This is a genomic window from Thioalkalivibrio sp. ALE25, assembly GCF_000377285.1.
In the GTDB taxonomy this organism is placed as follows: domain Bacteria; phylum Pseudomonadota; class Gammaproteobacteria; order Ectothiorhodospirales; family Ectothiorhodospiraceae; genus Thioalkalivibrio.
The window spans coordinates 1-26168 of sequence record NZ_KB897934.1 but is presented as its reverse complement, the minus strand read 5'-3'; the positions used below and the strand labels follow the sequence as shown (position 1 = coordinate 26168).

Genomic DNA, 26168 nt, shown 5'->3' with positions numbered 1-26168 from the left:
CGACCCTCAGGGGAATCCCGAATGTCCGGACCTCATGCGATCTCCACCCTTGGCCGCTTCCAGCGCTGGCGCCGCGCCAAGGACACCTCGGCGCGCTACCTGATCGGCTTTTTCGGCGTCGCGGTGGTCGGCGCGCTGACCCTGATGTTCGTCTACCTGCTGAGCGAAACGCTGCCCATGTTCCTGGGCGCCGAGCTCGAGGAACAGACCCAGTACAGCGCCCCCGGCGGCGCCGACACCGGGACCGTCCACCTGGCGGTGAACCGCCACCGGGAGATGGCCGTGCGCCTGACCGAGGACCGGCGTGCGATTTTCTTCCGTCCGGAAAGCGGCGAGATCATCCAGGAACAGTCGCTGCCAATCCCCGACGATGCCCGGGTCACCAGCTTCACCGCCGCCGAACCGCGCACCCGACTGGTCGCCATCGGACTGGACAATGGTCAGGTCCTCGCCATCGAGTACGAGTACAACGAAAGCTTCACCCCCGAAGGCCGCACCTACGAGCCCGGCCTGGTCTACCCACTGGGGGACGAGAGTTCCTCGCTGCTGGACGTCGATGGCGAAGGCCAGGCCATCGAGGTCGTCGGCATTCAGCGCGGCTCCAGCGGCGTCCGCGTCGCCGCGGCCACAGCCGATGGCCGCCTGCGCCTGGTGAATTTCGAGGAACGCACCTCGATGATGACCGGCGAGGTCGAAGTGCGCCGCTCCGCCCACGACATGCCGTCCCTGCCGGAAGGCGCCACTCCGTCGCGCATCCTGCTGGACATCACCGGGCGCAACATGCTGGTGGGCGACGACCAGGGGCGCCTCCACTTTTACGACATCTCCAACCCCCGCAATGCCCAGCGTATCGATACCCGTCGCGTGGTCGAGGGCGAGGACGCCGAGGTCACCTCGCTGGAGTATCTGCTGGGTACGGTCTCGGTGATGGTTGGCGGGTCGGACGGCTCCGTGACGCAGTACATGCTGGTGCGTGACGACGATAACGTGAACCGGATTACCCGGGTACGCGAGTTTCCCCGTCACGCGGCTGCCGTGACCAACACCCAGCCGGAATATATCCGCAAAGGCTTCGCCACCGCGGACGCCAGTGGCGCCCTGGCCATCCACTACCCCACCTCGCAGCGCACGCTGGTCCAGTATCAGGTCGGCACCAAGCCCCTGCATCGGGTCTACATGGACCCGCGCAACCGGCTCCTGATCGCGATCGACACCGACGAGACCTGGACCCTGCACCGCCTGTCGAACCCGCACCCGGAGGTCTCGCTCCACGTGCTGTGGCAGAAGGTCTGGTACGAGGGCCGCTCCAGTGGTGACTACGTCTGGCAGTCGTCCTCCGCGACCGACGAGTTCGAACCCAAGTTCTCGCTGGTGCCGCTGACCCTGGGCACGGTCAAGGCCGCGTTCTACGCCATGCTGTTCGCCACCCCGCTGGCGATCATGGGGGCGATCTACAGCGCCTACTTCATGTCCAGCCGCATGCGCAGCCTGACCAAGCCCAGCATCGAGCTGATGGAGGCCCTGCCGACCGTCATCCTCGGCTTCCTCGCCGGGCTCTGGCTGGCCCCGTACATCGAATCCAACCTGCCGGCGGTCGCCAGTATCCTGATCCTGATGCCCCTGATGATGCTGGTGGTCGCCTTCGTCTGGACGCGGCTGCTGCCGGAGGGCGTGCGCCGCGTGATCCCAGCCGGCTGGGAGGCCGCCGTGCTGATCCCGGTGGTGATCCTGGTGGGCTGGTTCTCCGCGTCGATGAGCCCCCTGATCGAGGTCTGGCTGTTCAACGGCGACGCCCGCCAGTGGCTGACCGACGCCGGCTACACCTACGACCAGCGCAACGCCCTGGTCATCGGCATCGCCATGGGCTTCGCGGTGATCCCGACCATCTACTCGATCTCCGAGGACGCGGTCTTCAACGTGCCCAAGCACCTGACCCAGGGCTCGCTGGCGCTGGGCGCTACCCCATGGCAGACCGTGGTACGCGTGGTGCTGCTGACCGCCAGCCCGGGGATCTTCTCCGCGGTGATGATCGGCTTCGGCCGCGCCGTGGGCGAGACCATGATCGTGCTGATGGCCACCGGCAACTCTCCGGTCGTGAACTTCAACATCTTCGAGGGCATGCGCACGCTCTCCGCCAACATCGCGGTGGAGATGCCCGAAACTGCGGTGGGTGGCACGCACTACCGCATCCTGTTCCTCGCCGCACTGGTGCTGTTCGCGCTGACCTTCTTCGTGAACACGGTCGCCGAGATCGTGCGCCAGCGCCTGCGCAACAAGTACAGCTCCCTCTAAACCGCATCGACGACAGGCTCCGATCCGATGAATAAATGGTTCAAAACGGGCACCCCCTGGATCTGGCTCAACGCGGGCGCCGTGGCGGTGTCGCTGACGATGGTCTTCGGGCTGATCATGATGATCGCGGTCAACGGCCTGTCGTTCTTCTGGCCCTCGGACATCATCGAGTTCGAGTACCAGACCACCGAGCAGAGCGAGCCCGTCCGGGTGATGGGCGAGCTGTCGCGCTCCGAGACCATGACCGCCCAGGCCATGCGCGAGACCGGCTTCGATGTCCCGGAAGGCCAGGAGATCGTGGTCCGCCACCTGATCAAGCGCGGCAACCGCGACCTCGATTCGCGCGACTTCCGCTGGTACGTAGAGGACTTCATGTCCGAGTGGGAACGCCCGCGGGACGCCGTGGCCCTGGAACGCCTGCAATGGGGCAACTTCTACGGCTACATCCGCGAGTTCCGGGTGGATGACGAGGTGGTGGCCGAGGGCAGCGCGGCCCGCGAGGCCTTCGAGGCGCGCATCCCGGAAACCCGCTCCCTGGTGCAGAAGATCGAGCGCATCGAGCGCATCGAGATCGGCCGTATCAACCACGCGCTGGAACAGGTCCGCCTGGCCGAACGCGGCCTGGAGCGCGACACCGCGCTTTCCGACGCGGAACGTTCCGAACGCCATGAGGCCCTGCAGGCCGAGCGCGAGGCACTGGATGCGGAGTACAGCGAACTTGAGGCCGAGCGCAACCGCCTGCGCCAGGAGGTCGCCCGCTACGCGCTCACCCTGCAGACCGCCGATGGCCAGCGTTCCAGCATCAGCCTGTCCCAGATCGTGAACGCCTGGTGGCCGAACGACATGGGCACCGTGCAGAAGCTCGGCCACTACGTGGTCAACTTCTGGGACTTCATGACCGGCTTCCCGCGCGAGGCCAACACCGAGGGCGGCATCCTGCCGGCGATCTTCGGCACCGTGCTGATGGTGCTGCTGATGTCCATCGTGGTGACCCCGTTCGGCGTGCTGGCCGCCATCTACCTGCGCGAATACGCCAAGCAGGGGCCGCTGGTGCGCACCATCCGCATCTCGGTGAACAACCTCGCCGGGGTCCCCTCCATCGTGTTCGGCGTGTTTGGCCTGGGCTTCTTCGTCTACCTGATCGGCGGCAACATCGACCAGGTCTTCTTCCAGGATGCCCTGCCCTCACCGACCTTCGGCTCGCCGGCGATCATCTGGGCCTCGCTGACCCTCGCCCTGCTGACCTTGCCCGTGGTGATCGTGTCCACCGAGGAAGGCCTGACCCGCATCGGCAGCAGCATCCGCCATGGCTCGCTGGCCCTCGGGGCCACCAAGGCCGAGACGCTATGGCGGCTGATCGTGCCGCTGTCCGCCCCCGCCATGATGACCGGCCTGATCCTGGCGGTGGCGCGTGCCGCCGGCGAGGTGGCCCCCCTGATGCTGGTTGGCGTGGTCAAGCTGGCGCCCAACCTCCCGGTGGACGGCAACTTCCCGTATCTCCACCTGGACCGCGCCTTCATGCACCTCGGCTACCACATCTACGACGTCGGCTTCAAAAGTCCGAATGTCGAGGCCGGCCGGCCACTGGTCTACGCGACCGCGCTGGTCCTGGTGCTGCTGATCATCGTGCTCAACCTCACGGCGATCTCCATCCGCAACCACCTGCGCGAAAAGTACCGCGCCGACAGCGACTGAGACGCGCCATGCACAACGTCTCTCTCAGGCACGGTCATTGCGAGGCCCCGCAGGGGCCGCGGCAACCTCGCGACGCAACCCCGACGTTCGCTCCAGTCGCCTGCGGCGTCCGTCACAGAGATCGCCACGGCCCTGCGCGCCTCCCCATGACGCCTGGCTTCTCCCGTCATTGCGAGGGTCCGCAGGACCCGTGGCAACCTCCGGACGCAACCCCGGACGTCCGTCGGGCCCAGCGCCCGGGCCACCCACGGAGATCGCCACGGCGCTGCGCGCCTCGCGATGACGGTGCTTTTCCGTACCGTCGCGATAACGGGCTGCGTCGAACCCTATTCCCCATGGAGTACCCGAAATGAGTGACACCCAGACCCACGCCGTCAACGTGGCCCAGAACAACCAGGCCCCGCGCGGCCTGAACCTCGACCGCGAGGACATCTGCCTGACCGCGGAGGACCTCAAGCTCTATTACGGCGAGGACCAGGCACTCAAGGGGATCGACATCCGCATCCCGAAAAACCGCATCACCGCGTTCATCGGACCGTCCGGCTGCGGCAAGTCCACGTTCCTGCGCTGCTTCAACCGCATGAACGACCTGATCGACGCAGCCCGCATCGAGGGCACCATCCGGCTCGACGGCGCGGACATCTACGACAAGACCGTGGACATCCCCGAGCTGCGCCGACGCGTCGGCATGGTGTTCCAGAAGCCGAACCCGTTCCCCAAGTCGATCTACGAGAACGTGGCCTACGGCCTGCGCCTGCAGGGGGTCAAGAACCGGCGCCGGCTGGACGAGGTAGTCGAGAAATCGCTCAAGCGCGCGGCGCTGTGGGACGAGGTCAAGGATCGCCTGCACGAGAACGCCTTCGGCCTGTCCGGCGGCCAGCAGCAGCGCCTGGTGATCGCCCGCGCGATCGCGATCGACCCCGAGGTCCTGCTGCTGGACGAGCCCTGCTCCGCGCTGGACCCACTGGCCACGCTGAAGATCGAAGAACTGATGATCGAGCTGAAGAAGGACTACACGCTGGTCATCGTCACCCACAACATGCAGCAGGCCGCGCGCGTATCCGACTACACCGCCTTCATGTACATGGGCGAACTGATCGAATACGCCGACACCGACACCCTGTTCACCTCGCCCGCGAAAAAGCAGACCGAGGACTACATCACCGGCCGCTTCGGCTGACGTCGCGACCGCAAGGGGATACCACAATGGACAAGAGCTTCTTCAAACAGCACATCTCGCAGCAGTTCAACGCCGAGCTGGAGGACATCATCAAGCAGGTGATGGCCATGGGCGGCCTGGTCGAACAGCAGCTCGCCGATGCTGTCCACGCGATGGTCGAGGGGGATGTCGAACTCGCCGAAAAAGTGATGACCTCGGACTACCAGATCAACGCCAAGGAGGTCGAGATCGACGAGGAATGCACCCACATCCTCGCGCGGCGCCAGCCGACCGCCTCGGACCTGCGCCTGGTGATCGCGGTGATCAAGACCATCACCGACCTGGAACGCATGGGCGACGAGGCCGAGCGCGTCGGCCGCATGGGCCTGCACCTGCTGGACGCGGACCGCAACAGCGCCCCGATGGCGGACATCGCCAGCATGGGCGAGCACGCCCGCGAGATGACGCGCGGCGCTCTCGATGCCTTCGCCCGTATGGATGTTGAACAGGCCGTGCGTGTGGCGCAGCAGGACATCCAGATCGACAGCCTGTACGAGATCATCACCCAGAAGCTGATGAAACAGATGACCGCCTCGCCGGATTCGGTCCCGCGCCTGATGGACATCATCTGGGCTACCCGTTCGCTGGAACGCATCGGCGACCGCGCCCGCAACATCTGCGAATACGTCGTCTACTTCGTCAAGGGCAAGGACGTGCGCCACACCAGCTACGACCAGATGGCCGAAGAGGCCACCGGCGACCGCCACTGAGGCAGGTCCCGTCGCACCCGGGACACGGTCGTTTGCGTCCCGGTCCGGTGCCCGCTTCAATGGGGGCATGCGCAGCTACAGCCTCCTCAAGTCGTTCGCGTCCCGCTCCGGGGGGCTCGTCGCCATGTGCCTGTGCATCCTGAGCGCGATGCCGGCGCTGGCCGCGAACCCGCTCGGCGCACCCGAAGAGGCGCCCGCGGGAGAACCCTCGGCCGCCGTACTCGAGATGCTGGAGCGCGACGAACGCCCCGCCGGCGTGGTCTTCGAGATCATCGAGAATGACCGCGCGGCACTCGCCGCGCTGCTTCCCGAGATCCGCGCGAACATCGCCCGGCTGCGCGAAGACGACCCGGATTTCCCGGTGGCCATCGTCGCCCACGGCGCGGAGCAGTTCACCCTCACCCGCGGCGAGGCCGGCCAGCACCCCGGCCTGCACGCCGAGGTCGAGGCACTGGTGCGCGACGAAGACGTAAGCGTCGCCGTCTGTGGCACCTTCGCAGACTGGCGCGGCATCGAGGCCGACGCCTTCGCCGACTTCGTGGAGGTCGCCGATCTGGCCCCGGATCGCCTCGACGACTACCGCGCGCTCGGCTTCGAGATCATCCGCCTGCGCCCCTCCCTGCTCGACGCCCCCGAACAGGACCCCTGGCAGTTCGACTTCGGCAATCCCTGACCTACTGATTGAAAGACCTTTTTCACCACGAAGCGCACGAAGGCACGAAGAAGGGCCAGGTCAAAGTCAAAGGCAGTTCACAGGAAGGCTGGAAGATGCGAAGGATGGATCGGCCAGAACCGGCCGGAACCCGGCAAACGCACCGGGCAACCCCCTGTGGGAGCGGGCTTGCCCGCGAAGCCCCCGCCCGCGCCCACTCAGCCACCGGCCTTCAAAACACCCCTCCCCGCCGGGCCCTGCCAGACCCATTACCCGATCCATATCTCTTCCAATCTTCCCCTCTTCCTGTAAATCGATTCTCCGCCCTTGACCCGCCCCTTCTTCGTGCCTTCGTGCGCTTCGTGGTGAATCCGCCCTTAAACCGCCCTTGCAGCAGCATGACTAACACTCTGGCCGTCGGGATGCTGTAACGCCGTCGGGCTCCTGTGGCATGCTTTCCGCATGCGATTCCTGATCCGAACCTTCTTCCGTGGCGTGCGCCTGATCCTGACCCCGTTCATGCTGATCGGGGAGCGCGTCTCGCGCCCGCGCGGCATCGAGCGCGACCCGGCCGAACAGGCCCGGGTCGACGAGCAAACCCGCCATCTGGCCCTCTATCACTTCCCGGCCTGCCCGTTCTGCATCAAGGCCCGACGCGCCATGCAGCGGCTTTCGCTGGACATCGAACTGCGCAACGCCCAGGCCGCCGGGCCATGGCGCGAGGAGCTGCAGAATGAGGGCGGCCGCCTCCAGGTGCCCTGCCTGCGCATCGAGGAAGACGACCACTCGGTGCGCTGGCTGTACGAATCCGACGCGATCATCCGTTACCTGCGCGAGCGCTTCGATCCGCAACAGGCCGCGCCGGCCGCCGCCACCGACGCCCCGCCGCGTTCCTGACCCGGAGCGACAGCCGAAGACCATGTATCACTCCATCCGTCGTTCCCTGCTCGCGCTCCTGCTGACCCTGCCATTCGCGGCGGCCAGCGCCGCTTCGCCGATCTTTGACGCCCACCTGCACTACCGGCCGGCCGAGGCCGCACACTTCGGCATTAGCGACGTCGCGCGTACCCTGGCCGCCAACGAGGTGCGCAGCGCCATCGTCATGGCCCCCGAAGACGATCTGATCCGCCGCCTCAAGGCCGGGTCCGATACGCGCATCGTGCCGTTCCTGGAGGTTTCGCAGCGGCTGGGCAAGAAGATGGACTGGATGCATGTCGAGGATCTCGGCGACCGCGTCGCCCGCATGCTCGATGAATCCGACGTGAAATGGCGCGGCCTGGGCGAGTTCCATATCCTGGCGGATGACCGCTTCGCCCCCGGTTTCGAGCAGCTGCTGGACCTGGCCGTGGCGCGCGACCTCACCATCATGATCCACGGCGACCCCGCCGTAATCGACCACGCCTACGCGACCCATCCCGAGGTCCGCATCCTCTGGGCCCATGCCGGCAGCTACGCGTACCCGCCGCTGGTGCAGGACTACCTCGAACGCCACCCGCGCATGAACATGGACCTGTCCATGCGCAACCCGCGCATCAATCCCGGCGGCCAGATCGACGACGCCTGGTTCGAGCTCTTCCTGGCCCACCCCGACCGCTTCATGATCGGCGTGGACACCTTCACGCGCACCCGCTGGGAACAGTACACGCGCCTGAAGGACGAGACCCGCGCCTGGCTGGAACAACTCCCCGAGGACGTCGCCCGCGCGATCGCATGGGAGAACGGCGAAAGGCTCTTTCCCGCCCAGTAAGGGCCTGGATTCACCACGAAGCGCACGAAGGCACGAAGAAGGGCCAGGTCAAGGGCGATTCACAGGAAGGCCGAAAGATTCGAAGGATGAATCGGCTAAAACCGCCCGGGGCCTGGCCGACGCCGTGACCCGTCCAGCCCGCCGGCCGAGCCCCCTGTGGGAGCGGGCTCGCCCGCGAAGCCCCCGCCCGCGTCCGCTCGAGCACCAGGCCTCCAACCAACCCTCCCCGTCAGACCGTGCCCGATCCACTACCCCATCAATCTCGCTTCCAATCTTCTCCTCTTCCTGTAGACCGGTTTTCGCCCTCGACCCAGCCCTTCTTCGTGCCTTCGTGCACTTCGTGGTGAACCAAGCCGTTCAACCACACACGCATGAAAAAGCCCGCCACCCCAAAAGGATGGCGGGCTCGGCTCCCGGCACCTGATCGTGATCAGACCTTGAACTGACCCACGCGCTGCTGCTGCTCGGAGGCCAGCTTGGACAGCTCCTCGGACGCATTGCGGATCTGCTCCGAACCCGACGCGGTCTGATCCAGCACCTCGGTGATGTTGGCCACGTTGCGGTTGATCTCCTCGGCCACCGTGGACTGTTCCTCGGCGGCGCTGGCGATCTGCGTGTTCATGTCGCTGATGCGGGTGACGGATTGCGTAATCGCGACCAGCGACTCGCCGGCCAGGTTCACCTGCTCCACGCTCTCGTGGGCCTTGGCACGGCCGTCTTCCATCGCCTGCACCGCCTCGCGCGTGCCGGTCTGGACCCGCTCGATCATCTGCTGGATCTCGTGGGTCGAGTCCTGAGTGCGGCTGGCCAGCGTGCGCACCTCGTCCGCCACCACCGCGAAGCCACGGCCCTGCTCGCCGGCGCGGGCGGCCTCGATCGCCGCGTTCAGCGCCAGCAGGTTGGTCTGATCGGCAATGTCGCCGATCACCTCGAGGACCTTGTTGATCTCCTCGGCGTCCTGCGACAGACGACTGACCACCTCGGCGGCGCTGTCCACCTGAGTGGACAGGCCATTGATCGCGGTGACCGTCTTCTGCACCACCTGCTGGCCGGCGTTCGCATCCTGATCGGTGGTCTGCGCGGCGGCGGCGGCGTCCGCCGCATTCCGGGCCACTTCCTGCACGGTGGCCGTCATCTCGTTCATCGCGGTGGCGACCTGGTCGGTCTCCGCCTTCTGGCGGCGGACCTGCTCGTTGGTCTCCTCGCTGGTCGCGGACAGCTCGTTGGCCGCGGCCGCTACCTGGTCGGAACCGGCCGCCACCTGCTGGATCAGCACCCGGATCTTCTCCACGAAGTTATTGAAAGCGATGGAGAGATCCCCCAGCTCGTTCTTGCCGGATACCTTCAGCTGACGCGTCAGGTCCCCTTCGCCACTAGCGATGTCGTTCAGACGGTCCACGGTCTGGCACAACGGCCGCACGATGCTGCGCGTCAGGAACCAGGCCAGCAGCGCGCCCAGGACCACAGCAATCACGCCGACCATCACCACGGTACCTGTGGCATTGCGCGCCATGTCGACATAGGCACTGCGATCGACCATCAGCTCGAGGACGCCCACCGCGTCCCCGGAGAAGTCCATCACCGGCCGCGCGATCACCGCCATCGGCTTGCCCTGGTAGGTCACGTTGCGCACGTGTCGCTCGCCGCCGAGCACCTCGCGCATCTCGGCGGCGCTGAAGGTGGCCTCGCCATCGATGGTGCCGCCAAAGCGGCTGAAACGTCCGTCGTCCCGCAGGTACAGCGCGACCGGCGCCCCCAGCTCCTCGGTAAACTGCTCGAAGAAGGGATCACCGAAGGACAGGCCAAACTCCACCGAGCCCACGTGTTCGCCATCATGGGCGATCGGCACGACACCTCGAATCCCGAGGCCCGCCACACCCTCTTCCAGACCGGAGATCGGCGCCTGATTGTTGTTGGTATCGACCACGGTCTGGCGGAAGCCGGACAGGTCGTCATCGTAGCGGTCCGGACGATGCACGCGCAGGAAGGATGTCGCCGGCGGCGTATGGAACTGGTACTGGCGCACTCCGTAGTCCGTGCTCAGCGACTCGAAGGTCGGCACGGTCATCGCGGCCAGGCGCTCGCGATCACCCGTGGCCAGTGCCTCCTGGACATCCGGGATGCGGGCGACCGTCTCGGCCATCGCCGTGGCCCGCGCCGCCTCCTGGTCCAGCCGATCCAGCAACTGTCCGGCCAGGTCGTTCAGCTCGCGCTGTTCGGCGCGATCCGCCATCGTGCCCAGGGCGTTCATCACCACCACCAGCGTCAGCACCACGGCGAGTACGACCACGCCGATGATGCCCACCATGAGCCGTACACCAATCCGGATATTCTCAAACATGTCTGCGCGTCCTTTCCTAGACCGGTCACGGCCGGCTTCAGAATCAAGATTCAGGTCAGTCGTCCTTCCTAGCGGCGGCGAATCCTAAAACTTGAATACGAAGGTACTTTCTTCCCCACAGGTTCTCAGGGGACAAGATTGCTTCGGTGGGCCGCTTCCGAGCTCCGCGCTCAGACGGGCTACAACAACAGAATCTCGGCAAACGCGTAGACCACCAGGCTGATCAGCACCAGCGCCAGCACCGAGAGCAATGCCCCGCCACGCACCATGTCCAGCACCCGCAGCCGGTTGCTGGCGAACACGATGGCGTTGGGTGGCGTCGCCACCGGCAGCATGAAGGCCACCGACGCGGCAAACGCCACCGGCAGGGCCAGCAACAGCACGGGCACGTCCATGCTCAGCGCGAACGCGGTCACCAGCGGCAACAGCGTGGCCGCTGTCGCGGTATTGCTCGTCACATGACTCAGGGTCATGGTCAGGAGCGCCACCCCGGCCATGATCAGGATCAGCGGCCAGGCCTGGGCGATCACCAGGGCGTCCGCCGCCAGCTCCGCCAGCCCGCTGGACTCGATCGCCGCACCCAGGCTCAAGCCCCCGCCTACCAGCAACAGCACGCCCCAGGGGAGCTCGCGCGTGTTGTCCCAGCTCAGCAGTCGGCGCTGTTCGCGCGACCCCGACGGCACCAAGAACAGCAACCCGGCCCCGAGGATCGCGATGCCGGCATCGGTCAGCGAGATCGGCAGCCAGCCCTCGAGCAGCGGCCGTGTCAGCCAGGCCAGCGCAACCAGCAGAAACACCCCGGCCACCCGCTTTTCCGCGACCGACCAGGGGCCCACGGTCGCGCGCTGTTCGTCCAGCAGCGCGCGCAGACCGTTCAGCTCCACCCGGTGCACCGGAAACACCCAGCGAGTCAGCGACCACCACGCAAGGGCCAGCAACACCGCCGCCAGCGGCAGCCCCAAGGTCATCCATTCCAGGAACCCGATCTCCATCCCGTGGCGATCGCCGAGGTACGCGGCCGTCAGGGCATTCGGCGGCGAACCGATGATGGTCGCCATGCCCCCGATGTTCGCGGCGAACGCGATGCCCAGCAGGAGCGCCAGGGCCGGGCGTCGCGACTCCATGTCCTGCCCCTGTGGCGGCGCGCCGCGCTCGATCAGCCCCAGCACCGAGAGCGCGATCGGCAGCATCAGGGCCGCCGTCGCGGTATTGCTGACCCACATGGACAACCCCGCCGTGGCCAGCATGAAGGCCCCCACCAGCACATGCAGGCGATTGCCGGCGCGCGCCACGATCGCCAGCGCCATGCGCCGGTGGAGATCCCAGCGCTGCACGGCCAGGGCAATGGCGAAGCCGCCCATGAACAGGAAAATGATCGGATTCGCGTACGGCGCGGTGGCCTCGTCCATGGGCACGATGTCGAGCACCGGCAGGACCGCGATCGGCAGGAGCGCCGTCACCGGCAGCGGCAGGGCCTCGCTGATCCACCAGGTCGCCATGAACAGCGTCAGGCCCAGAACCCGCCAGGCCGCCGGATCGAACCCCGCCGGGGCCGGCACCAGCAGGAAGATGACGAAGATCGCCGGCCCCAGCAACAGACCGATGCGCCCGCGCCAGTTCACCGGAGGGGTCTTTTCCGGTTGGGTGTCGCGTTGCCCTGCCGTGTCCTCGGTCGCTGCCATGGGCCTCTTTCGTCGGTGAAGCATCAGGGTATACGGCCCGGGCCAAAACCAACCCGTACCATCGGAAATTGCATCGTCCGGGCAACGTGACTATCGTTGTCCCGTTATGCGGCGTCCCCGTTTCGGGACGCTGCCACAGCAGTTTCTCACGACACTGTCCAAGGAGTCTTTCATGGCCTACGAACTGCCCGATCTGCCCTACGCCAAGAACGCGCTGGAGCCGCACATCTCCGCCGAGACGCTGGAATACCATCACGACAAGCACCACGCGACCTACGTGACCAAGCTGAACGGCCTGCTGCCGGGCTCCGAGTTCGAAAACGCCACGCTGGAAGACATCATCAAGAAGGCCCCGGCCGGCGGCATCTTCAACAACGGCGCCCAGGTCTGGAACCACACCTTCTACTTCAACTGCATGGCCCCGAACGCCGGCGGCGAGCCCTCGGGCAAGCTGGCCGATGCCATCAACAGCGCCTTCGGCTCCTTCGACGCCTTCAAGGAGAAGTTCAACGAGTCCGCCGTTGGCAACTTCGGCTCCGGCTGGACCTGGCTGGTGCAGAACAATGATGGCTCGGTGGAGATCGTCAACACCTCCAACGCCGCGAACCCGCTGCGCGACGGCAAGACCCCGCTGCTGACCTGCGACGTCTGGGAACACGCCTACTACATCGACTACCGCAACGCCCGCCCGAAGTACCTCGAGAACTTCTGGGCCGTGGTGAACTGGGACTTTGTGGCCCAGCAGATGAAGTAAAGTCCCAAGCGGACTAAACTAGGCGCCTTTGGCCGCATGACGCGGCCGCGCCTTTCATCGAGCCGGCGGCCCTCCGCCGGCTCTTTGGTTTCGGAGAACCCCATGAGCGACGCCCTGCAGAACACCTACAAGCGCCTGCCCGTTGCCTTCGAGCGCGGCGAAGGCGCCTGGCTGTGGGATACCGACGGCAAGCGCTATCTCGACGCCCTGTCGGGGATCGCGGTGTGTGGCCTTGGCCACGCCCATCCCAAGGTCGCCCAGGCCGTCTGCGACCAGGCCAGCACCCTGGTGCACACATCCAACCTCTACCGCATCCCGCTGCAGGAACAGCTGGCGCGGCGCCTGTGCGCACTGTCCGGCATGGATCGCGCCTTCTTCTGCAACTCGGGGGCCGAGGCCAACGAGGCGGCGATCAAGCTCGCCCGCCTGCATGGCCGTGCCCGCGGGATCGCCGAGCCGAAGATCGTGGTGATGGAAGGCAGCTTCCATGGCCGCACCATGGCCACCCTGTCCGCCACCGGCAACGCGAAGGTCCGGGCCGGATTCGAGCCGCTGGTATCGGGCTTTGTGCATGTGCCCCACGGCGACGCCGAGGCCGTCGAAGCCCTGGCGGCCGACCCGGACGTCGTCGCGATCCTGGTGGAGCCGGTCACCGGCGAGGGCGGCATACATGTCCCGCCGCCCGGCTACCTGCGCCGCCTGCGCGAACTGGCCGACCAGCACGGCTGGCTGCTGATGCTGGACGAGATCCAGGCCGGCATCGGCCGTACCGGGCACTGGTTCGCCTTCCAGCACGAGGGCATCACCCCGGATGTGGTCAGCCTGGCCAAGGGTCTCGGCAACGGCATCCCCATTGGCGCCAATCTGGTGGCCGGTGCCGCCCGCGAGCTCTTCAGCCCGGGCATGCACGGCACCACGTTTGGCGGCAACCCGCTGGTGTGCCGGGCGGCGCTGGCCGTACTCGATGTGATGCAGGACGAGGCCCTGTGCGAACAGGCGTCCCGTCAGGGCGAGCTCCTGCTGAACCGACTGCGCGACCGCCTCGCGGACCATGCGGGCGTCGTCGCCGTGCGTGGCCGCGGTCTGATGATCGGGGTCGAACTGGACCGCCCGGCCGGCGAGCTGGTCATGGCGGCGCTGGAGCGGGGGCTGATCCTGAACGTGACCGCGGATCGGGTCATTCGCCTGTTGCCGCCGCTGATCATCGACGACGACCAGGTGGAACAGATCGCCGTAACCGTAGCCGACCTGGTGGACGCGTTCCTGGCGTCGCCCCAAGCCAACGAGGTCTCCGCATGAACCCACGCCACTACCTCTCGTTCCTGGATCTCTCCGGCGACGAAACCCGGGCCCTGCTGCAGCGCGCCATCGAGCTCAAGCAGCAACTGAAGGCCGGCGAGCACCACGATGACCTGCTGCGCGGCAAGACGCTCGGCATGATCTTCGAGAAGTCCTCCACCCGCACCCGCGTGTCGTTCGAAGTGGGCATGCAGCAGCTGGGCGGCAACGCCCTGTTCCTGTCCCCGCGCGACACCCAGCTGGGGCGCGGCGAGCCGATCGAGGACACCGCCCGCGTGCTCTCGCGCATGGTCGACTGCGTGATGATCCGCACCTACGAACACGAAAAGATCGAGCTGTTCGCCAAGCACGCCACGGTGCCGGTGATCAACGGCCTGACCGATCTCGAGCATCCGGCCCAGCTGCTGGCCGACCTGCAGACCTACTTCGAGCATCGCGGCGACATCCGCGGCAAGCGCGTCGCCTGGATCGGCGACGGCAACAACATGTGCCACAGCTACATGTACGCCGCGCGCCTGCTGGGCTTCCAGCTGGTGGCCGCCTGCCCCGAGGGCTACGACCCGGAGCCCAGTGTGGTCGATACCACGCGCGAACACTTCGAGCTGACCCGCGATGCCCGCGCCGCCGCCGAGGGTGCGGATCTGGTCGTCACCGACGTCTGGGCCAGCATGGGGCAGGAACAGGAAAAGAGCGCCCGGCGCCGGGCCTTCTCCGGCTTTTTCGTCGATGCCGACCTGATGCAGCTCGCCAACGACGACGCCCTGTTCATGCACTGCCTGCCGGCGCACCGCGAGGAAGAGGTCTCCACCGACGTCCTGGAAGGCCCACAAAGCGTCGTCTGGGACGAGGCCGAAAACCGCCTCCACGCCCAGAAGGCCCTGCTCGAATTCCTCATCACCCTCAACGCCGACCAGCGCGCTCCGTAAGGGCGAAAAGCGTTAACAGGAAGATGGGAAGTTAGGAAGGGTTATTGGTGAGGTGGCATCCCCGGCGCGGCGGCTAGCATCGCGCGGTGGGCGAAATCTCGGCCCCCACAATCAAAACCTCCCTGTCTTCCCATCTTCCTGTGAAACGCCCTTGACCTGAACCTTCAGGCGGGCGCGCGGCGGCGGGCATGGAGGCGCCGGCGGGTCTGCCAGCGGTAGACGACGCGCCAGCCGAGCAGGAAGGCCAGGATGGCCGCGTACAGCGCGACCTCGGCATAGTCGGCCCGCGCGAGCCACAGGAAATGCAGGATAGCCAGTACGCCGGCCACGTACACACCGCGGTGCAGCCAGACCCACCCCTTCTTCAGCCAGCGCTGGGCACCATCGGTGGAGGTGACCGCCAGCGCCAGCAGGATCACCCAGGCGGCGAAACCGACCATCACGAACGGGCGCTCGGTCAGGTCGTAGAGCACCAGTTCCCAGTCGAAGAACAGGTCCACCCCCAGCCAGATCAGGGCGTGCGCGGTCACGTAACCGAACGCGACCAGCCCCAGCATCCGCCGCAACCGGGTGAGCCACGCCAGCCCGGTCATCTGCCGCAACGGGGTCACCGCCAACGCCACCAGCAGCGCGATCATCGCGTGCGTGCCGGATAGCTCCAGCAGCTTCTCGATCGGGTTCACACCCAACCCGCCGAACCAGCCAAGCGTACGCAAGCCGATCCACATGGCCGGCAGAAGCGCCACCAACAGGACGGCCCACCACACACCGGTGGGCGGACGGGACCGGGCTCGACGGGTTGTGGCGGTCATGCCCCCATCCCGTCAGAAGTGCTCGCGCAGGTCCATGCCCTCGTACAGCGACGCCACCTCGTCCCCGTAACCGTTGAACATCTCCGTGCGCCGGCGCCGGAACTCGCCGATGCGGCGCTCGGTGCGCTGCGACCAGCGCGGATGATCCACGTCCGGATTCACGTTGCTGTAAAAGCCGTACTCGTCAGGCTGCGCCTGGTTCCACAGGGTCGGTGGCTGGTCCTCGACGAAGCGGATGTGCTGAATGGACTTGATGCTCTTGAAGCCGTACTTCCACGGTACCACCAGCCGGATCGGCGCCCCGTTCTGGTTGGGCAGCACCTCGTCGTACAGACCCACAGCGAGGATGGTCAGCGGGTGCATCGCCTCGTCCAGGCGCAGGCCCTCGGTATAGGGCCACTGCAGCCCACCGGAACTGGCCCGGCGCCGGGGCCGCTGCCCCCGCAGGTTTTCGGGGTCGTGAATACTCTCGAACGCCACGTAGCGCGCACCCCCGCGCGGCTGCGCCTGCTCGATGATGCGGTTCAACTCGAAGCCGATCCAGGGGATCACCATCGACCAGCCTTCCACACAGCGCATGCGATAGATGCGCTCCTCCAGCGACCAGGGGCTGATGAAGTCCTCCACCGCGTACTCACCCGGGTTGTCGCACAGCCCGTCCACGGTGATCGTCCAGGGATCGGTCTTCAGCTGATCGGCGTAGGTCTTCGGATCCCCCTTCCCCGGGCCCATCTCGAAGAAGTTGTTGTAACTGGTGATCTCGTCGTACGAGGTCTTCGACTCGTCGGTCGAGAAATCGCTGGGTTCGAATTCCAGCGGATACCCCCGCAGGGCGGCGGAGGCCGGCAGCGCCGCGCCCAGCCCACCGAGCGCCAGACCAGCGCCCAGCCCGATCCCCGTTCGCAGGAAATCGCGCCGCCGCGCGTAGATCTCCGGCGGCGTAATCTCGCTACGGGAACACTCGGAACGACGTCGGGTGCGGATCAGCATGGCCTGCCCTCGCAACTGTTCGGCGGCGACGGGAAACGCCGCCACTCGTGCACCATGGACCAGCAGCGCCCGCTCGAGTTCGGATCGCGTACTCCATAAGGGAAAACGAGGAACAATAAGAATTTTCTGCTTGCGGGCCGGCCTAAACGATATATAAGGCTTTTCTGATACCGCAGTCCGGGGTGGCCCGGCCGGCTTGTTAGGAGACCCGACAATGGACCCGACGATCGATGATGCGGCCGATGGCGCCGACGAGATCGCCAGCCTGTTCGACACTCAGCTCGTGAACGACCGCGGCCCGGCGCGTCACGCCGCCCGCCGCACCCTGGAACGCCTGATGGAAGAACGCGCCCTGCGCGCCCATCTTCAGGACGACTTCGACCTCGACATCCCGCACGAGGCGATGGACTGGTGACCCCCGGGGTGGCCTCGCGCCACCCTTCTCCTGCAAGCAGCCCTGTTGCACCACAGAGGGCACAGACGACACGGAGAGAGGCCGGGTCGAAAGCGATTAACAGGAAGATTGGAAGGTAGGAAGGCTTGTTGTGGGGCGCCCGGGCACCCCCAGCGCGCGAGGGCTGATCCTGCCTCCGACGCAGCACTGCCGGACCCAAAAAACCTTCCGATCTTCCAATCTTCCTGTGAAAGCTTTTCGCTTTTGACCTGGCTGTTCTCTGTGTCCTCTGTGCGCTCTGTGGTCGAAACGCCCTAGTCCTCGTACCCCGTCAGCTCCACAAAGCCTCGCCCGATCGCCTCTCCGTCCGGATCGAGGATATCCACGGCGCCCTCCCAGTAGCGGATCACGGTATCCATCTCCTGTTCGTCGCGGATGGCGCGCACGGTGAATTCGCGTGACGCCGAGCCGTCCGGCGGCGCGATGCGCATGGCCCACTCCACCGGATAGCGATTGCCGGAGGGCTGTGTGGCCCAGCGCCGGGGCTCCAGTTCGACCTGATCGGGCTCCAGAAGCCGATCTTCGGCGTCCGCCGGCATCCAGCGGCCCTTGGACAGCGGATGCGGCTCGCCTCCCTCCTTGCGCAGCTGGTAGTACATGACGTCCAGCCCGTCGTCGAACTGCAACGCGAACCAGTCCCAGCCCACCTGATCCTCGGACAGCGCACTGGTGCTCCACTCGCGGTCCATCCAGGCCTGACCGGTCACCGCCAGGCGCCCGAGCTCCGCGCGCTCGACCTCCCCGCGCACCGCGATACGGGGCATGGAGTAGTAGTAGGAGGCATTGCCCGGCTCCGGGCCCTTCTGGCTGAGCCCCGCCTCGCCCTGGAGCACCGGGCCACGCAGGGGCTCCAGTTCCAGCGCCAGCCGGTAGTCATCCACGCTGAAGTCGAGCGTCCAGCGGTCCTGGTCCATATCCGCGAGCTGCCAGTCCTCGGCCCACACGCGGCCGACCGGCTCCGTGGCCCCCGCCAGCCCCGCCCCGTCGCGCACGAAGCGCTCCTCGGAGGCATGGTGCCCGGCCTCGCGGTCGATCACCGCCGTATGCGCCATCCAGATATCCGGGCTGGCCCAGGCCGAGTCGTGCCAGCGCGCATCCCCCGCCAGCTCCGGCGCCAGCCCGACGCGGAAGAAGGTGATGTGAAAGCCCAGCCGCTCGCCCTCCGGCCCGTCGAGATTGCCGGTCACATACCACCACTCGTTGCGAAACCCCGGGTGCGGCCCGTGATCACGCGGAAACTCGAACACCCGCGGCGCATCCGCACGCCGGAACCCGTCCGTCTCCTCCCCGCCCAGGGCCTCGCCCACCCGCAATCCGGTCACCCCCGGATCATCGGTCTCGGGCGGATCCACACCCCCGCAGGCGCCCAACACCCCCACCATCATCAGCACCATAACCACCCGCAGGCGCAGGCGCAGCCCCAGTGGGAGCCTGCTTGCAGGCGAAGCCCCTGCCCGCGCTGGACCCTGCCAAACCCCATTCGCGGGCAAGCCCGCTCCCACATGTCCCAACCAACGCCTCATCCAGTCCATCACGGCACCTCTCTAAGGGCCGGCACCAGCCGCATGCGCGCCATTCGCCACGCCGGGATGGCCGAGGCCAGCAATGCCGCTCCGATGCCCAGCAGCACGGTCTCGACCACCTCGTCCCAGGGCAGACGCAGGTCCATCCCCCAGCCGAAGGCCTCGCGGTTGATCACCTCGATCAGCAGCCAGCCCATGCCCAGCCCCAGCGGGATCGCCGCCAGCGCGGCAAACGTGCCGAGTACCCCGCCCTGCAGCACGACCAGACTACGCACGCCCCCGGGCAACAGCCCGAGGCTGCGCAGCGTGGCGAACTCGCGCGCCCGCTCCATCTGCAACGCCATGAGCGCGCCCAGGATCGCGATGAAGGCCACCACCAGCGTGATCACCCGCAGCAAATGGGTAATGGCAAACGTCCGGTCGAAGATCGCCATCGACTCCTGCTCGATATCGCCCGGGCGCGTCACCAGGGCTGGGCGGTCCTGCTCTGCCAGCCAGGCTTCCAGGCGTTCCACGACCGCTTCCACATCCACTCCCGCCGGCAGCCGCAGCCCGAACGACCCCACTCCATCGGGTGGCATGCCCGCCCGGACAAAGGCCGCCTGGGTCATCAGCACAGTACCGCTCGGGTTGCCGTAATCACGGTAGATCCCGAGGACTTCGAAGGGGCGCTGGCCGCCGGGCACCGCCAGCGACAGCCGATCCCCCGGCCGAACGTCGTGGTGCGCCGCAAACGGCTCGGTCACCAGCACCGCATCCTCTGTCGCGAGCCGCTCCCCCAGCGCTTCACGCGCCACCGTGCTCTCCAAAAGCGGCAGATAATCCAGCCAGTTGGCATGCGGTCGCACCACATAGAGATCGACCAGGCCGCGCTCGCTGACGACCTCCTGACTGGACCCGCTACTGACCGACACGGCTCCCGAGCGCGCCACCAGGCCGGCCATCCAGTCCTCGGGCAGACGCGCACCACCGCGCGCCGAAGCCGGCGCCGCGGGCACCACGTAAAGATCCGACGTCAGCGCCTGGCCCAGCCACTGCTCCACACTGCCGCGAAAGCTGCCGACCATCACCGCCACGCCGATCGCTGCCGCCAGCGCCAGGGTCAGCGCCGAGGTAGCAGGCGCGCTGCGCGACAGGCTGCGCTCCAGGCTGCGCACCGCGATGCGCGGCAGGGTCACCCCGCGAACCAGCGCCGCCAGCCCGCGCAGCGTCCACACCAGTACCCAGGGCAGCAGCAACACCAATCCGGCAATCAACAGGAACAACGCCACGAAGCCGCCCACCAGCGCCCCCGCACCGGTGACGATCAAACCACCCCCCGCGAGCAACAGCGCCATGGACAGCACAGCCAGCCATGCCGCCCAGCGACGGGCACGGCGCTCCAGCCCCCCGCGCCCCGTGCTGCCCGCACCGGCCGCGCGCGCCGCCTCCCAGGCAGGGGCCAGCGCCGCCGCCAGCGACAGCCCCACTCCCAGCAGGAATACCGCCCCCAGGGCCAGTGGGCGTGGCGTCACCCCGGTTACTGCCACCGCGAAGAAGTGATCCGTGACGGTCTGCGCCACCTGCGCCACCAGCACCTGCGCCAGCGCAATGCCCAGTAGCGCGCCCAGCAGCGTCCCGATCACGCCGACCAGCAACGCCTCCAGCAACACCACGCCGAAGATCGCCCGCCGGCCCACACCGACCAGGCGCAGACTCGCGATCACCTCGCGGCGCCGGAGCACGGCAAAGGTCTGCGTGTTGTAGATCAAGAACGCCGCGATCAGCAGTGCCAGCAGGCTCATCGCCGTCAGGTTGGTGCGAAATGCCTGCGCCAGCTCGCGCGCGGCCTGCCCACGACTCTCCACCGGCACCAGCTCCAGTTCGGCGGGCAGAGCCTCGGCCAGCACATCGACCTCGGCATCCGTCAGCCGCACATCGATCCGATCCAGCCGCCCCAGCCGGTCGAGCAGCCCCTGCGCCGTGGCGATATCCGTCACCCACAGCGAGCCACCACCCTCATCGGTCGCGGCGTCCGCCTGGTCGCGCTCGGCCGCGCGATCAATGACCGTCACCTCGCGCGCACCCCCCGCCGCCTCCAGCGTCACACGCGACCCATGAGCCCGGCCCGAATCGCGGAACCAGCCCACCGGCGGCAGAATCGTCCCCGGCTCGGTCACCAGCCGCTGCACCGGGGCATCCCCGATATCCGAAGCCGCGCCGCGAAACGGCCCCTCGGCCAGCGGATCGACGCCCAGCACATAGATCGTGCTGCCGTCCGGCAAACGGGCCGGCCCCTCCACGATGGGAGCGGTATCGCGCCACCCGGCCATGCGTAGCTCGCGGTAGAAGGCCTCGTCGAACCCGCTTGCCGGCCCGAGTAGCTGGTGCGTCGCAGCGCCTGCAACCTCATCCATGGAGCGGTCAAACGCCCGCTGGGCCGACTGGTTCGCCAGGTCCACCGCGAGCACCACGGCCACGCCAATGATCACCCCCACCAGCGTCAGCAACCGCTGCAGCGGCCGCCGGCGCCAGTCGCGCAGCCAGGCTCGCAGGACCAGAAGGCTCATGCGGGAGCGGCTTCCGTGGAACCGGCCGACTGCAGAAGCCCGTCGCGCATGGTCAGAACCCGGTCCAGCCGACCCGCCAGTTCATGACTGTGGGTCACCAGCAGCAACGAACAACCGGTGGCCCGAACCTGCTCCAGCAACAGGGCAAACACCGTCTCGCCGGTGCGCGAGTCGAGGTTGCCGGTGGGCTCGTCCGCCAGGATCAGCGCGGGTTCGTGGACCAGCGCCCGCGCGATCGCGACGCGTTGTTGCTCGCCCCCGGACAGGGTCTCCGGATACCGCCCGCTCTTGTCACCCAGCCCCACCGCCTCCAGCTGCACCGCGGCGCGCTCGCGGCGTTCGCCGGCAGACAAGTCTGTCGCCAGCTCCAGTGGCAGCATCACATTCTCCAGCACGGTCAGCGTCGGAATCAGGTGAAACGACTGGAACACGATCCCCACGCGGCCCCGCCGCAGGCGCGTGCGCGCCGCCTCGTCCAGCCCCGCCAGCGCCTGCCCCGTCAGGTACACCTGGCCGCGCGCCGCCGCCTCCAGCCCGGCCGCGAGATGCAGCAGGGTGGACTTGCCGCTGCCGCTTTCGCCGACGATCGCCACCCGCTCCCCGGCGCGAAGCGCGAAATCCACCCCATGCAGCACCTCCCCCTCGCCGGGGTAGGCAAACGCCACATCGGTCAGCGACAGCACCGCGCCTTCTACCGAGCCTTGTTGCTCCATCGCACACCTTCTCAATCACACGAATCTTCGCCTGCGAGCAGGCTCCTACCCGGCAGGGGAAGCCCCCCGTAGGAGCCTGCTCGCAGGCGAACAATCCTCATTGAACACCCCACACCCTCTGCCCCCCTGCAGACCATGAAGAGTAGATGAATGTTTCAAAACCCCGCACAAGCGGTTGATTGAGGCCCGTCATCCGTTAGAATAAGCAGCATCTTCACACGCGGGAACACGCCTTGAAACGTCGATCACGAAGTCGATCTATCCGCGCCTAGCGGCAAGCGCCCGTTCCCCGACCGGTCGCTTCCGTCAGGCCTCTTTGATCAAAGAGCCGGGAGCGGCCGGGCCCAGCCCGACCCGAACCTGGACCATCCACCGCATCCGTGCGGCGCCTCGCCGGTCTGTGCCCGAGCACAGTCCACTCCGAGCGCCCCGATGCCGCCGGGAGAAGGGCATGGAGCTTCACCTCGAACAGTCCATCATCGAGCTGAAGGAGCTGTTGCGTCTGGACGACCGCGACGGGCTCCACGAACTGCTCGACTACATGCGCGTGCAGGATATCGCCCACGCGCTGATGGAGCTGGGCGACGACGACCTCTGCGCCGTGTTCAACCTGCTGCCGCCCGGGCGCAAGGCGGACGTCTTCGCCTACCTCGACACGGCACATCAGATCCGCCTGCTGGAGGCCTCCCCGCGCGAGGATGCCCGCTTCATCCTCTCCGAGATGGAGGCGGACGACCTCACCGCCCTCCTGCAGACCCTGGACCCGGACACGCTGCGCGGCTACCTGCGCCTGCTGCCGTTCCGCGCCATCCGCCGGGCGCTCAAGCAGCTCAACTATCCGGAGGACTCGGTCGGCCGCGTGATGTCGCCGGACGTGGTCGCGGTGGACCCCGACTGGACCCTCAAGCGCGCCCTGGCCTTCATCCGCCGCAACGCCGACGAGCACTCCAACAACGTGATCTTCGTGGTCGACCAGGACCGCGTCCTCCTGGCCGCCGTGCCCATCCGCCACTTCCTGCGCGCCGGTGCCGACAGCCCGGTGCGCGACCTGCTGGACGAGGCCGAGCCGATTACCATCGCGGTCTCCGAGGACGCGGTCGAAGCCGCTCGCAGGATCCAGCACTACGACCTGGAGACCCTCCCGGTGGTGGGCGAGACCGGCGAGCTGCTGGGCGTGGTCACGGTGGACGACGTAATGGACCTGATCGAGGCCGAATCCACCGAGGACTTCCACAAGCTGGGCTCGGTGGGCACCCTGCCCCTGTCGCCGCAGGAGGCGAGCCCGTTCCTGCTCTATCGCAAGCGGATCGGCTGGCTGCTGGGCCTGGTGGCCTTCAATACCATCGGCGCCATGATGATCTCCCAGTACGAAGAGATCATCGAAGCGGTGGTGGTACTCGTGTTCTTCCTCCCGCTGCTGATCGCCTCCGGTGGTAACGCAGGCGCGCAAAGCTCCACGCTGATGGTGCGTGCCATGGCCACTGGCGAGGTCACCGCCCGCGACTGGCTCAAGCTGTGGGCCAAGGAGATGGGTGTCTCCGTGACCCTGGGCGTCAGCATGGGCGTGGCGGTCTCGCTGGTCGGCCTCTGGCGCGGCGGCCCGGAGATCGCACTGCTGGTCGCCCTGGCCATGACCGTCATCGTCACCGTGGCCAGCATCCTCGGCATGCTCCTGCCGGTGGTCTTGAACAAGCTCCGCCTCGATCCGGCCACGGCCAGCGTCCCGCTGGTCACCTCGCTCGCCGACATCGGCGGTATCCTGATCTACTTCTCGCTGGCCGTAGCCCTGCTCGGCCTGGCGACTCCGTAAGAGAACCCGCGCATGAGCGCCACCGAACCCGATCTCGAGACCCTGCCGCAGGTTATCGCCGACGCTCTGGACGAACCGGAGGCGGACGTCCTGCAGGCAATCTGCGGCTCCTACGCCGCACCGGACCTCTCCGACGCGCTGGAGGCCCTGCCGGCCGAGCGGATGGAGGCCTTCTTCCAGCGCCTGGACGTCGAGTGCACGGCGGATATCTACGCCCACCTGGAACCGGACCATCAGTCACGGGTGTTCCAGGCCCTGGACGACGCGCACGCCAGCCGCCTGGTTGCCGCGCTGTCCTACGACGACGCCGTATCCGTCATCGACGGCCTGGAGGACAAAGAGGCCGAATCCCTGCTCGAGACCCTCCCGGACGACGACCAGGAGGCCCTGGAGACCCTGCTCGGCTACCCGGAGGAGAGCGCCGGGCGCCTGATGACGCCCGAGTTCGCGACCGTCCAGCCGGACTGGTCCGTGGCCGAGGCCATGGATCACCTGCGGGAACACAGCGATCTGGCCGAGACCGTCAACACCATCTTCGTGATCACCCCCAATGGCGAGCTGCTGGGCTGGGTCCGCCTGAAAGAACTGCTGCTGTCGCGTCCCTCCACCAGCGTGCGCGAACGCATGCACACAGATGTCGTCAGCATCGCGGCGGAGGAAGACCGCGAAGAGGCCGCCCACCGCATCTCCCACTACGACCTGGACGTGCTCCCGGTCGTGAACGACGACGGCCACCTCCTCGGCATCATCACCGTCGACGACGTAATGGACGTGCTGCGCGCGGAGACCACCGAGGACTTCCACCGCATGGCCGCGGTCGGCGACGTCGTGCTCTCTCTGCGCGACGCCAGCATGCAGCTCCTCTACCGCAAGCGCATCGGCTGGCTGGTGATCCTGGTCGCCGTGAACATCCTCTCCGGCATGGCCATCGCCCACTTCGAGGCCGCCATCGAGACCGTGGTCGCGCTGATCTTCTTCCTGCCCATGGTCATCGCCACCGGGGGCAACGCCGGCGCGCAGGCCTCCACGCTCGTCGTGCGCTCACTGGCCACCAACGACATCAAACTCCAGGACTGGTGGCGCCTCGGCGGCAAGGAGATCCTCGTCGCCTCCGCGCTGGGCGCCACCCTCGCCGGCGCCATCTGGCTCTCCGGCAACTGGCTCGGCAGCCTCGAGGTCGCCAACGCCATCGCGCTGGGCATGTTCCTGGTCGTCCTGTTCGGCTCCATGTTCGGCCTGCTACTCCCCTTCACCCTCACCCGCTTCGGGGTCGACCCGGCCGTCGCCAGCGCCCCGCTCATCACCTCCGTCGTCGACGTCGTCGGCATCACCATCTACTTCGCCACCGCCGTCACCATCCTCGGCCTCTAGCTCCGCAGCCCCCGTCCTCCCTGTAGGAGCGTGCTCGCACGCGAAGCCCCTGCCAACGCCAGGCCGGCACCGAAACACCACCCTCCCCGCGGGCGCCCCCCTTCTGGCAACGCCCTTCGTGGGAGCGGGCTCGCCCGCGAAGCCCCTGCCAAAAGAAACCCGTCATTGCGAGGAGCAGAGCGACGAAGCAATCGGCCTGAGATCCCGGAGCGCTTCTCGTAGACCCGCGCCCAGTAACCCGAAGAGCCGGGATCTCCACCGATGAGCGAAACCCACCGCATCCCGCACCACCACCGAGGACCACCCAGAACAACGACGAAATCGGCAACAGCCCAGTAGTGTGCTGAGTTGTGTGCAGAAGCTGGCAGGAGGTGAGCGGCCATGGTATTCGGGTTGGTTAGCGACCACCTGAACCCCTCAAGGAGGGCGAGACCATGACCACTCACAAGAGCCAGGCTACTGCGGATCGCACGTCACTGCGAGCGCTTTTGGGGACAGACGAGGAACTGATGCGCACGCTGGTGCGCGAGGCGGTCCAGCAGGTCCTGGAGGCCGAGATGAGCGACCAGCTCCAGGCGGCGCCGGGCGAGCGCACCGAGGGCCGCCTGGGTTACCGGGCCGGGTACTAC

At 67.2% G+C, this 26168-nt stretch carries 21 protein-coding genes; 14 read left to right on the top strand and 7 right to left on the bottom strand.

Going from position 1 to position 26168, the window contains the following annotated elements; all coding sequences use genetic code 11:
• The first annotated feature begins 21 nt into the window (after positions 1–21).
• The 7 genes from C996_RS0109885 to C996_RS0109855 all read left to right on the top strand — a co-directional run bounded on the left by C996_RS0109885 (position 22) and on the right by C996_RS0109855 (position 8315).
• Positions 22–2292, top strand: coding sequence for an ABC transporter permease subunit (locus tag C996_RS0109885; protein WP_018867285.1), 2271 nt, complete (start codon positions 22–24; stop codon positions 2290–2292).
• A 27-nt stretch (positions 2293–2319) separates the two neighbouring features.
• Positions 2320–3987 (top strand): phosphate ABC transporter permease PstA, encoded by a 1668-nt coding sequence (pstA, locus tag C996_RS0109880; protein WP_018867284.1) that lies wholly within the window; start codon positions 2320–2322, stop codon positions 3985–3987.
• Positions 3988–4336: 349 nt separating this feature from the next.
• A complete protein-coding gene (gene pstB, locus C996_RS0109875; protein WP_018867283.1) occupies positions 4337–5167 on the top strand; it encodes a phosphate ABC transporter ATP-binding protein PstB in 831 nt (276 codons plus the stop codon).
• A 26-nt stretch (positions 5168–5193) separates the two neighbouring features.
• The gene (gene phoU, locus C996_RS0109870; protein WP_018867282.1) at positions 5194–5916 is read left to right on the top strand and encodes a phosphate signaling complex protein PhoU; all 723 of its coding nucleotides are present in this window, start codon (positions 5194–5196) and stop codon (positions 5914–5916) included.
• A 67-nt stretch (positions 5917–5983) separates the two neighbouring features.
• On the top strand, positions 5984–6589 hold the full coding sequence (locus tag C996_RS0109865; protein WP_018867281.1) for a DsrE family protein: 606 nt from the start codon (positions 5984–5986) through the stop codon (positions 6587–6589).
• A 441-nt stretch (positions 6590–7030) separates the two neighbouring features.
• Positions 7031–7465: a glutathione S-transferase N-terminal domain-containing protein gene (locus C996_RS0109860; protein WP_018867280.1), complete on the top strand. Its 435-nt coding sequence runs from the start codon at positions 7031–7033 to the stop codon at positions 7463–7465.
• 22 nt (positions 7466–7487) lie between these two features.
• Positions 7488–8315 carry an amidohydrolase family protein gene (locus C996_RS0109855; RefSeq protein WP_018867279.1) on the top strand — a complete coding sequence of 276 codons (828 nt, stop codon included), beginning with the start codon at positions 7488–7490 and terminating at the stop codon, positions 8313–8315.
• 430 nt (positions 8316–8745) lie between these two features.
• Here C996_RS0109855 and C996_RS0109850 read toward each other — a convergent pair whose 3' ends face one another.
• Positions 8746–10656 (bottom strand): methyl-accepting chemotaxis protein, encoded by a 1911-nt coding sequence (locus tag C996_RS0109850; protein WP_018867278.1) that lies wholly within the window; start codon positions 10654–10656, stop codon positions 8746–8748.
• Between the two features lie 179 nt (positions 10657–10835).
• A complete protein-coding gene (locus C996_RS0109845; protein ID WP_018867277.1) occupies positions 10836–12338 on the bottom strand; it encodes a DASS family sodium-coupled anion symporter in 1503 nt (500 codons plus the stop codon).
• A gap of 172 nt (positions 12339–12510) precedes the next feature.
• Here C996_RS0109845 and C996_RS0109840 point away from each other — a divergent pair, with 172 nt between their 5' ends.
• The 3 genes from C996_RS0109840 (at position 12511) to argF (ending at position 15317) form a co-directional block, all read left to right on the top strand.
• Positions 12511–13092 (top strand): superoxide dismutase, encoded by a 582-nt coding sequence (locus C996_RS0109840; RefSeq protein ID WP_018867276.1) that lies wholly within the window; start codon positions 12511–12513, stop codon positions 13090–13092.
• Positions 13093–13194: 102 nt separating this feature from the next.
• Positions 13195–14391, top strand: a complete 1197-nt coding sequence (locus C996_RS0109835; RefSeq protein WP_018867275.1) for an acetylornithine transaminase — start codon at positions 13195–13197, stop codon at positions 14389–14391.
• Positions 14388–15317, top strand: a complete 930-nt coding sequence (argF, locus tag C996_RS0109830) for an ornithine carbamoyltransferase (protein ID WP_018867274.1) — start codon at positions 14388–14390, stop codon at positions 15315–15317. The genes C996_RS0109835 and argF overlap by 4 nt, the downstream gene beginning before the upstream one ends.
• Before the next feature lie 164 nt (positions 15318–15481).
• Here argF and C996_RS0109825 read toward each other — a convergent pair whose 3' ends face one another.
• Both C996_RS0109825 and msrP read right to left on the bottom strand, forming a co-directional pair.
• Entirely contained in the window at positions 15482–16129 is a 648-nt protein-coding gene (locus tag C996_RS0109825) for a sulfite oxidase heme-binding subunit YedZ (RefSeq protein ID WP_018867273.1), read from the bottom strand.
• 12 nt (positions 16130–16141) lie between these two features.
• Complete coding sequence (gene msrP, locus C996_RS0109820; protein ID WP_019592804.1) at positions 16142–17119, bottom strand: protein-methionine-sulfoxide reductase catalytic subunit MsrP; 978 nt, start codon at positions 17117–17119, stop codon at positions 16142–16144.
• Positions 17120–17333: 214 nt separating this feature from the next.
• Here msrP and C996_RS0109815 point away from each other — a divergent pair, with 214 nt between their 5' ends.
• On the top strand, positions 17334–17534 hold the full coding sequence (locus C996_RS0109815; RefSeq protein ID WP_018867271.1) for a PA3496 family putative envelope integrity protein: 201 nt from the start codon (positions 17334–17336) through the stop codon (positions 17532–17534).
• A 293-nt stretch (positions 17535–17827) separates the two neighbouring features.
• Here the strand turns inward: C996_RS0109815 and C996_RS0109810 are convergent, their stop codons facing one another.
• The 3 genes from C996_RS0109810 to C996_RS0109800 form a co-directional block, all read right to left on the bottom strand.
• The gene (locus C996_RS0109810; protein WP_018867270.1) at positions 17828–18967 is read right to left on the bottom strand and encodes a lipocalin-like domain-containing protein; all 1140 of its coding nucleotides are present in this window, start codon (positions 18965–18967) and stop codon (positions 17828–17830) included.
• A gap of 137 nt (positions 18968–19104) precedes the next feature.
• On the bottom strand, positions 19105–21645 hold the full coding sequence (locus C996_RS0109805) for an ABC transporter permease (RefSeq protein WP_018867269.1): 2541 nt from the start codon (positions 21643–21645) through the stop codon (positions 19105–19107).
• Entirely contained in the window at positions 21642–22358 is a 717-nt protein-coding gene (locus tag C996_RS0109800) for an ABC transporter ATP-binding protein (protein ID WP_018867268.1), read from the bottom strand. The genes C996_RS0109805 and C996_RS0109800 overlap by 4 nt, the downstream gene beginning before the upstream one ends.
• Positions 22359–22809: 451 nt before the next feature.
• Between C996_RS0109800 and mgtE (C996_RS0109795) the strand changes: the two genes are divergently transcribed.
• The 3 genes from mgtE (C996_RS0109795) to C996_RS0109785 form a co-directional block, all read left to right on the top strand.
• A complete protein-coding gene (mgtE, locus tag C996_RS0109795) occupies positions 22810–24168 on the top strand; it encodes a magnesium transporter (protein WP_018867267.1) in 1359 nt (452 codons plus the stop codon).
• Positions 24169–24180: 12 nt separating this feature from the next.
• On the top strand, positions 24181–25539 hold the full coding sequence (mgtE, locus tag C996_RS0109790; RefSeq protein ID WP_018867266.1) for a magnesium transporter: 1359 nt from the start codon (positions 24181–24183) through the stop codon (positions 25537–25539).
• Between the two features lie 434 nt (positions 25540–25973).
• Positions 25974–26168, top strand: a 195-nt coding sequence (locus C996_RS0109785) for a transposase (RefSeq protein ID WP_026279278.1), incomplete at its 3' end; no start/stop codon positions are given.

Excerpts from the sequence above, each read along its gene's own strand:
- C996_RS0109885 (WP_018867285.1), top strand. The coding sequence starts at position 22 with ATGTCCGGACCTCATGCGATCTCCACCCTTGGCCGCTTCCAGCGCTGG.
- pstA (WP_018867284.1), top strand. The coding sequence starts at position 2,320 with ATGAATAAATGGTTCAAAACGGGCACCCCCTGGATCTGGCTCAACGCG.
- pstB (WP_018867283.1), top strand. The coding sequence starts at position 4,337 with ATGAGTGACACCCAGACCCACGCCGTCAACGTGGCCCAGAACAACCAG.
- phoU (WP_018867282.1), top strand. The coding sequence starts at position 5,194 with ATGGACAAGAGCTTCTTCAAACAGCACATCTCGCAGCAGTTCAACGCC.
- C996_RS0109865 (WP_018867281.1), top strand. The coding sequence starts at position 5,984 with ATGCGCAGCTACAGCCTCCTCAAGTCGTTCGCGTCCCGCTCCGGGGGG.
- C996_RS0109860 (WP_018867280.1), top strand. The coding sequence starts at position 7,031 with ATGCGATTCCTGATCCGAACCTTCTTCCGTGGCGTGCGCCTGATCCTG.
- C996_RS0109855 (WP_018867279.1), top strand. The coding sequence starts at position 7,488 with ATGTATCACTCCATCCGTCGTTCCCTGCTCGCGCTCCTGCTGACCCTG.
- C996_RS0109850 (WP_018867278.1), bottom strand. The coding sequence starts at position 10,656 with ATGTTTGAGAATATCCGGATTGGTGTACGGCTCATGGTGGGCATCATC.
- C996_RS0109845 (WP_018867277.1), bottom strand. The coding sequence starts at position 12,338 with ATGGCAGCGACCGAGGACACGGCAGGGCAACGCGACACCCAACCGGAA.
- C996_RS0109840 (WP_018867276.1), top strand. The coding sequence starts at position 12,511 with ATGGCCTACGAACTGCCCGATCTGCCCTACGCCAAGAACGCGCTGGAG.
- C996_RS0109835 (WP_018867275.1), top strand. The coding sequence starts at position 13,195 with ATGAGCGACGCCCTGCAGAACACCTACAAGCGCCTGCCCGTTGCCTTC.
- argF (WP_018867274.1), top strand. The coding sequence starts at position 14,388 with ATGAACCCACGCCACTACCTCTCGTTCCTGGATCTCTCCGGCGACGAA.
- C996_RS0109825 (WP_018867273.1), bottom strand. The coding sequence starts at position 16,129 with ATGACCGCCACAACCCGTCGAGCCCGGTCCCGTCCGCCCACCGGTGTG.
- msrP (WP_019592804.1), bottom strand. The coding sequence starts at position 17,119 with ATGCTGATCCGCACCCGACGTCGTTCCGAGTGTTCCCGTAGCGAGATT.
- C996_RS0109815 (WP_018867271.1), top strand. The coding sequence starts at position 17,334 with ATGGACCCGACGATCGATGATGCGGCCGATGGCGCCGACGAGATCGCC.
- C996_RS0109810 (WP_018867270.1), bottom strand. The coding sequence starts at position 18,967 with ATGGTGCTGATGATGGTGGGGGTGTTGGGCGCCTGCGGGGGTGTGGAT.
- C996_RS0109805 (WP_018867269.1), bottom strand. The coding sequence starts at position 21,645 with ATGAGCCTTCTGGTCCTGCGAGCCTGGCTGCGCGACTGGCGCCGGCGG.
- C996_RS0109800 (WP_018867268.1), bottom strand. The coding sequence starts at position 22,358 with ATGGAGCAACAAGGCTCGGTAGAAGGCGCGGTGCTGTCGCTGACCGAT.
- mgtE (WP_018867267.1), top strand. The coding sequence starts at position 22,810 with ATGGAGCTTCACCTCGAACAGTCCATCATCGAGCTGAAGGAGCTGTTG.
- mgtE (WP_018867266.1), top strand. The coding sequence starts at position 24,181 with ATGAGCGCCACCGAACCCGATCTCGAGACCCTGCCGCAGGTTATCGCC.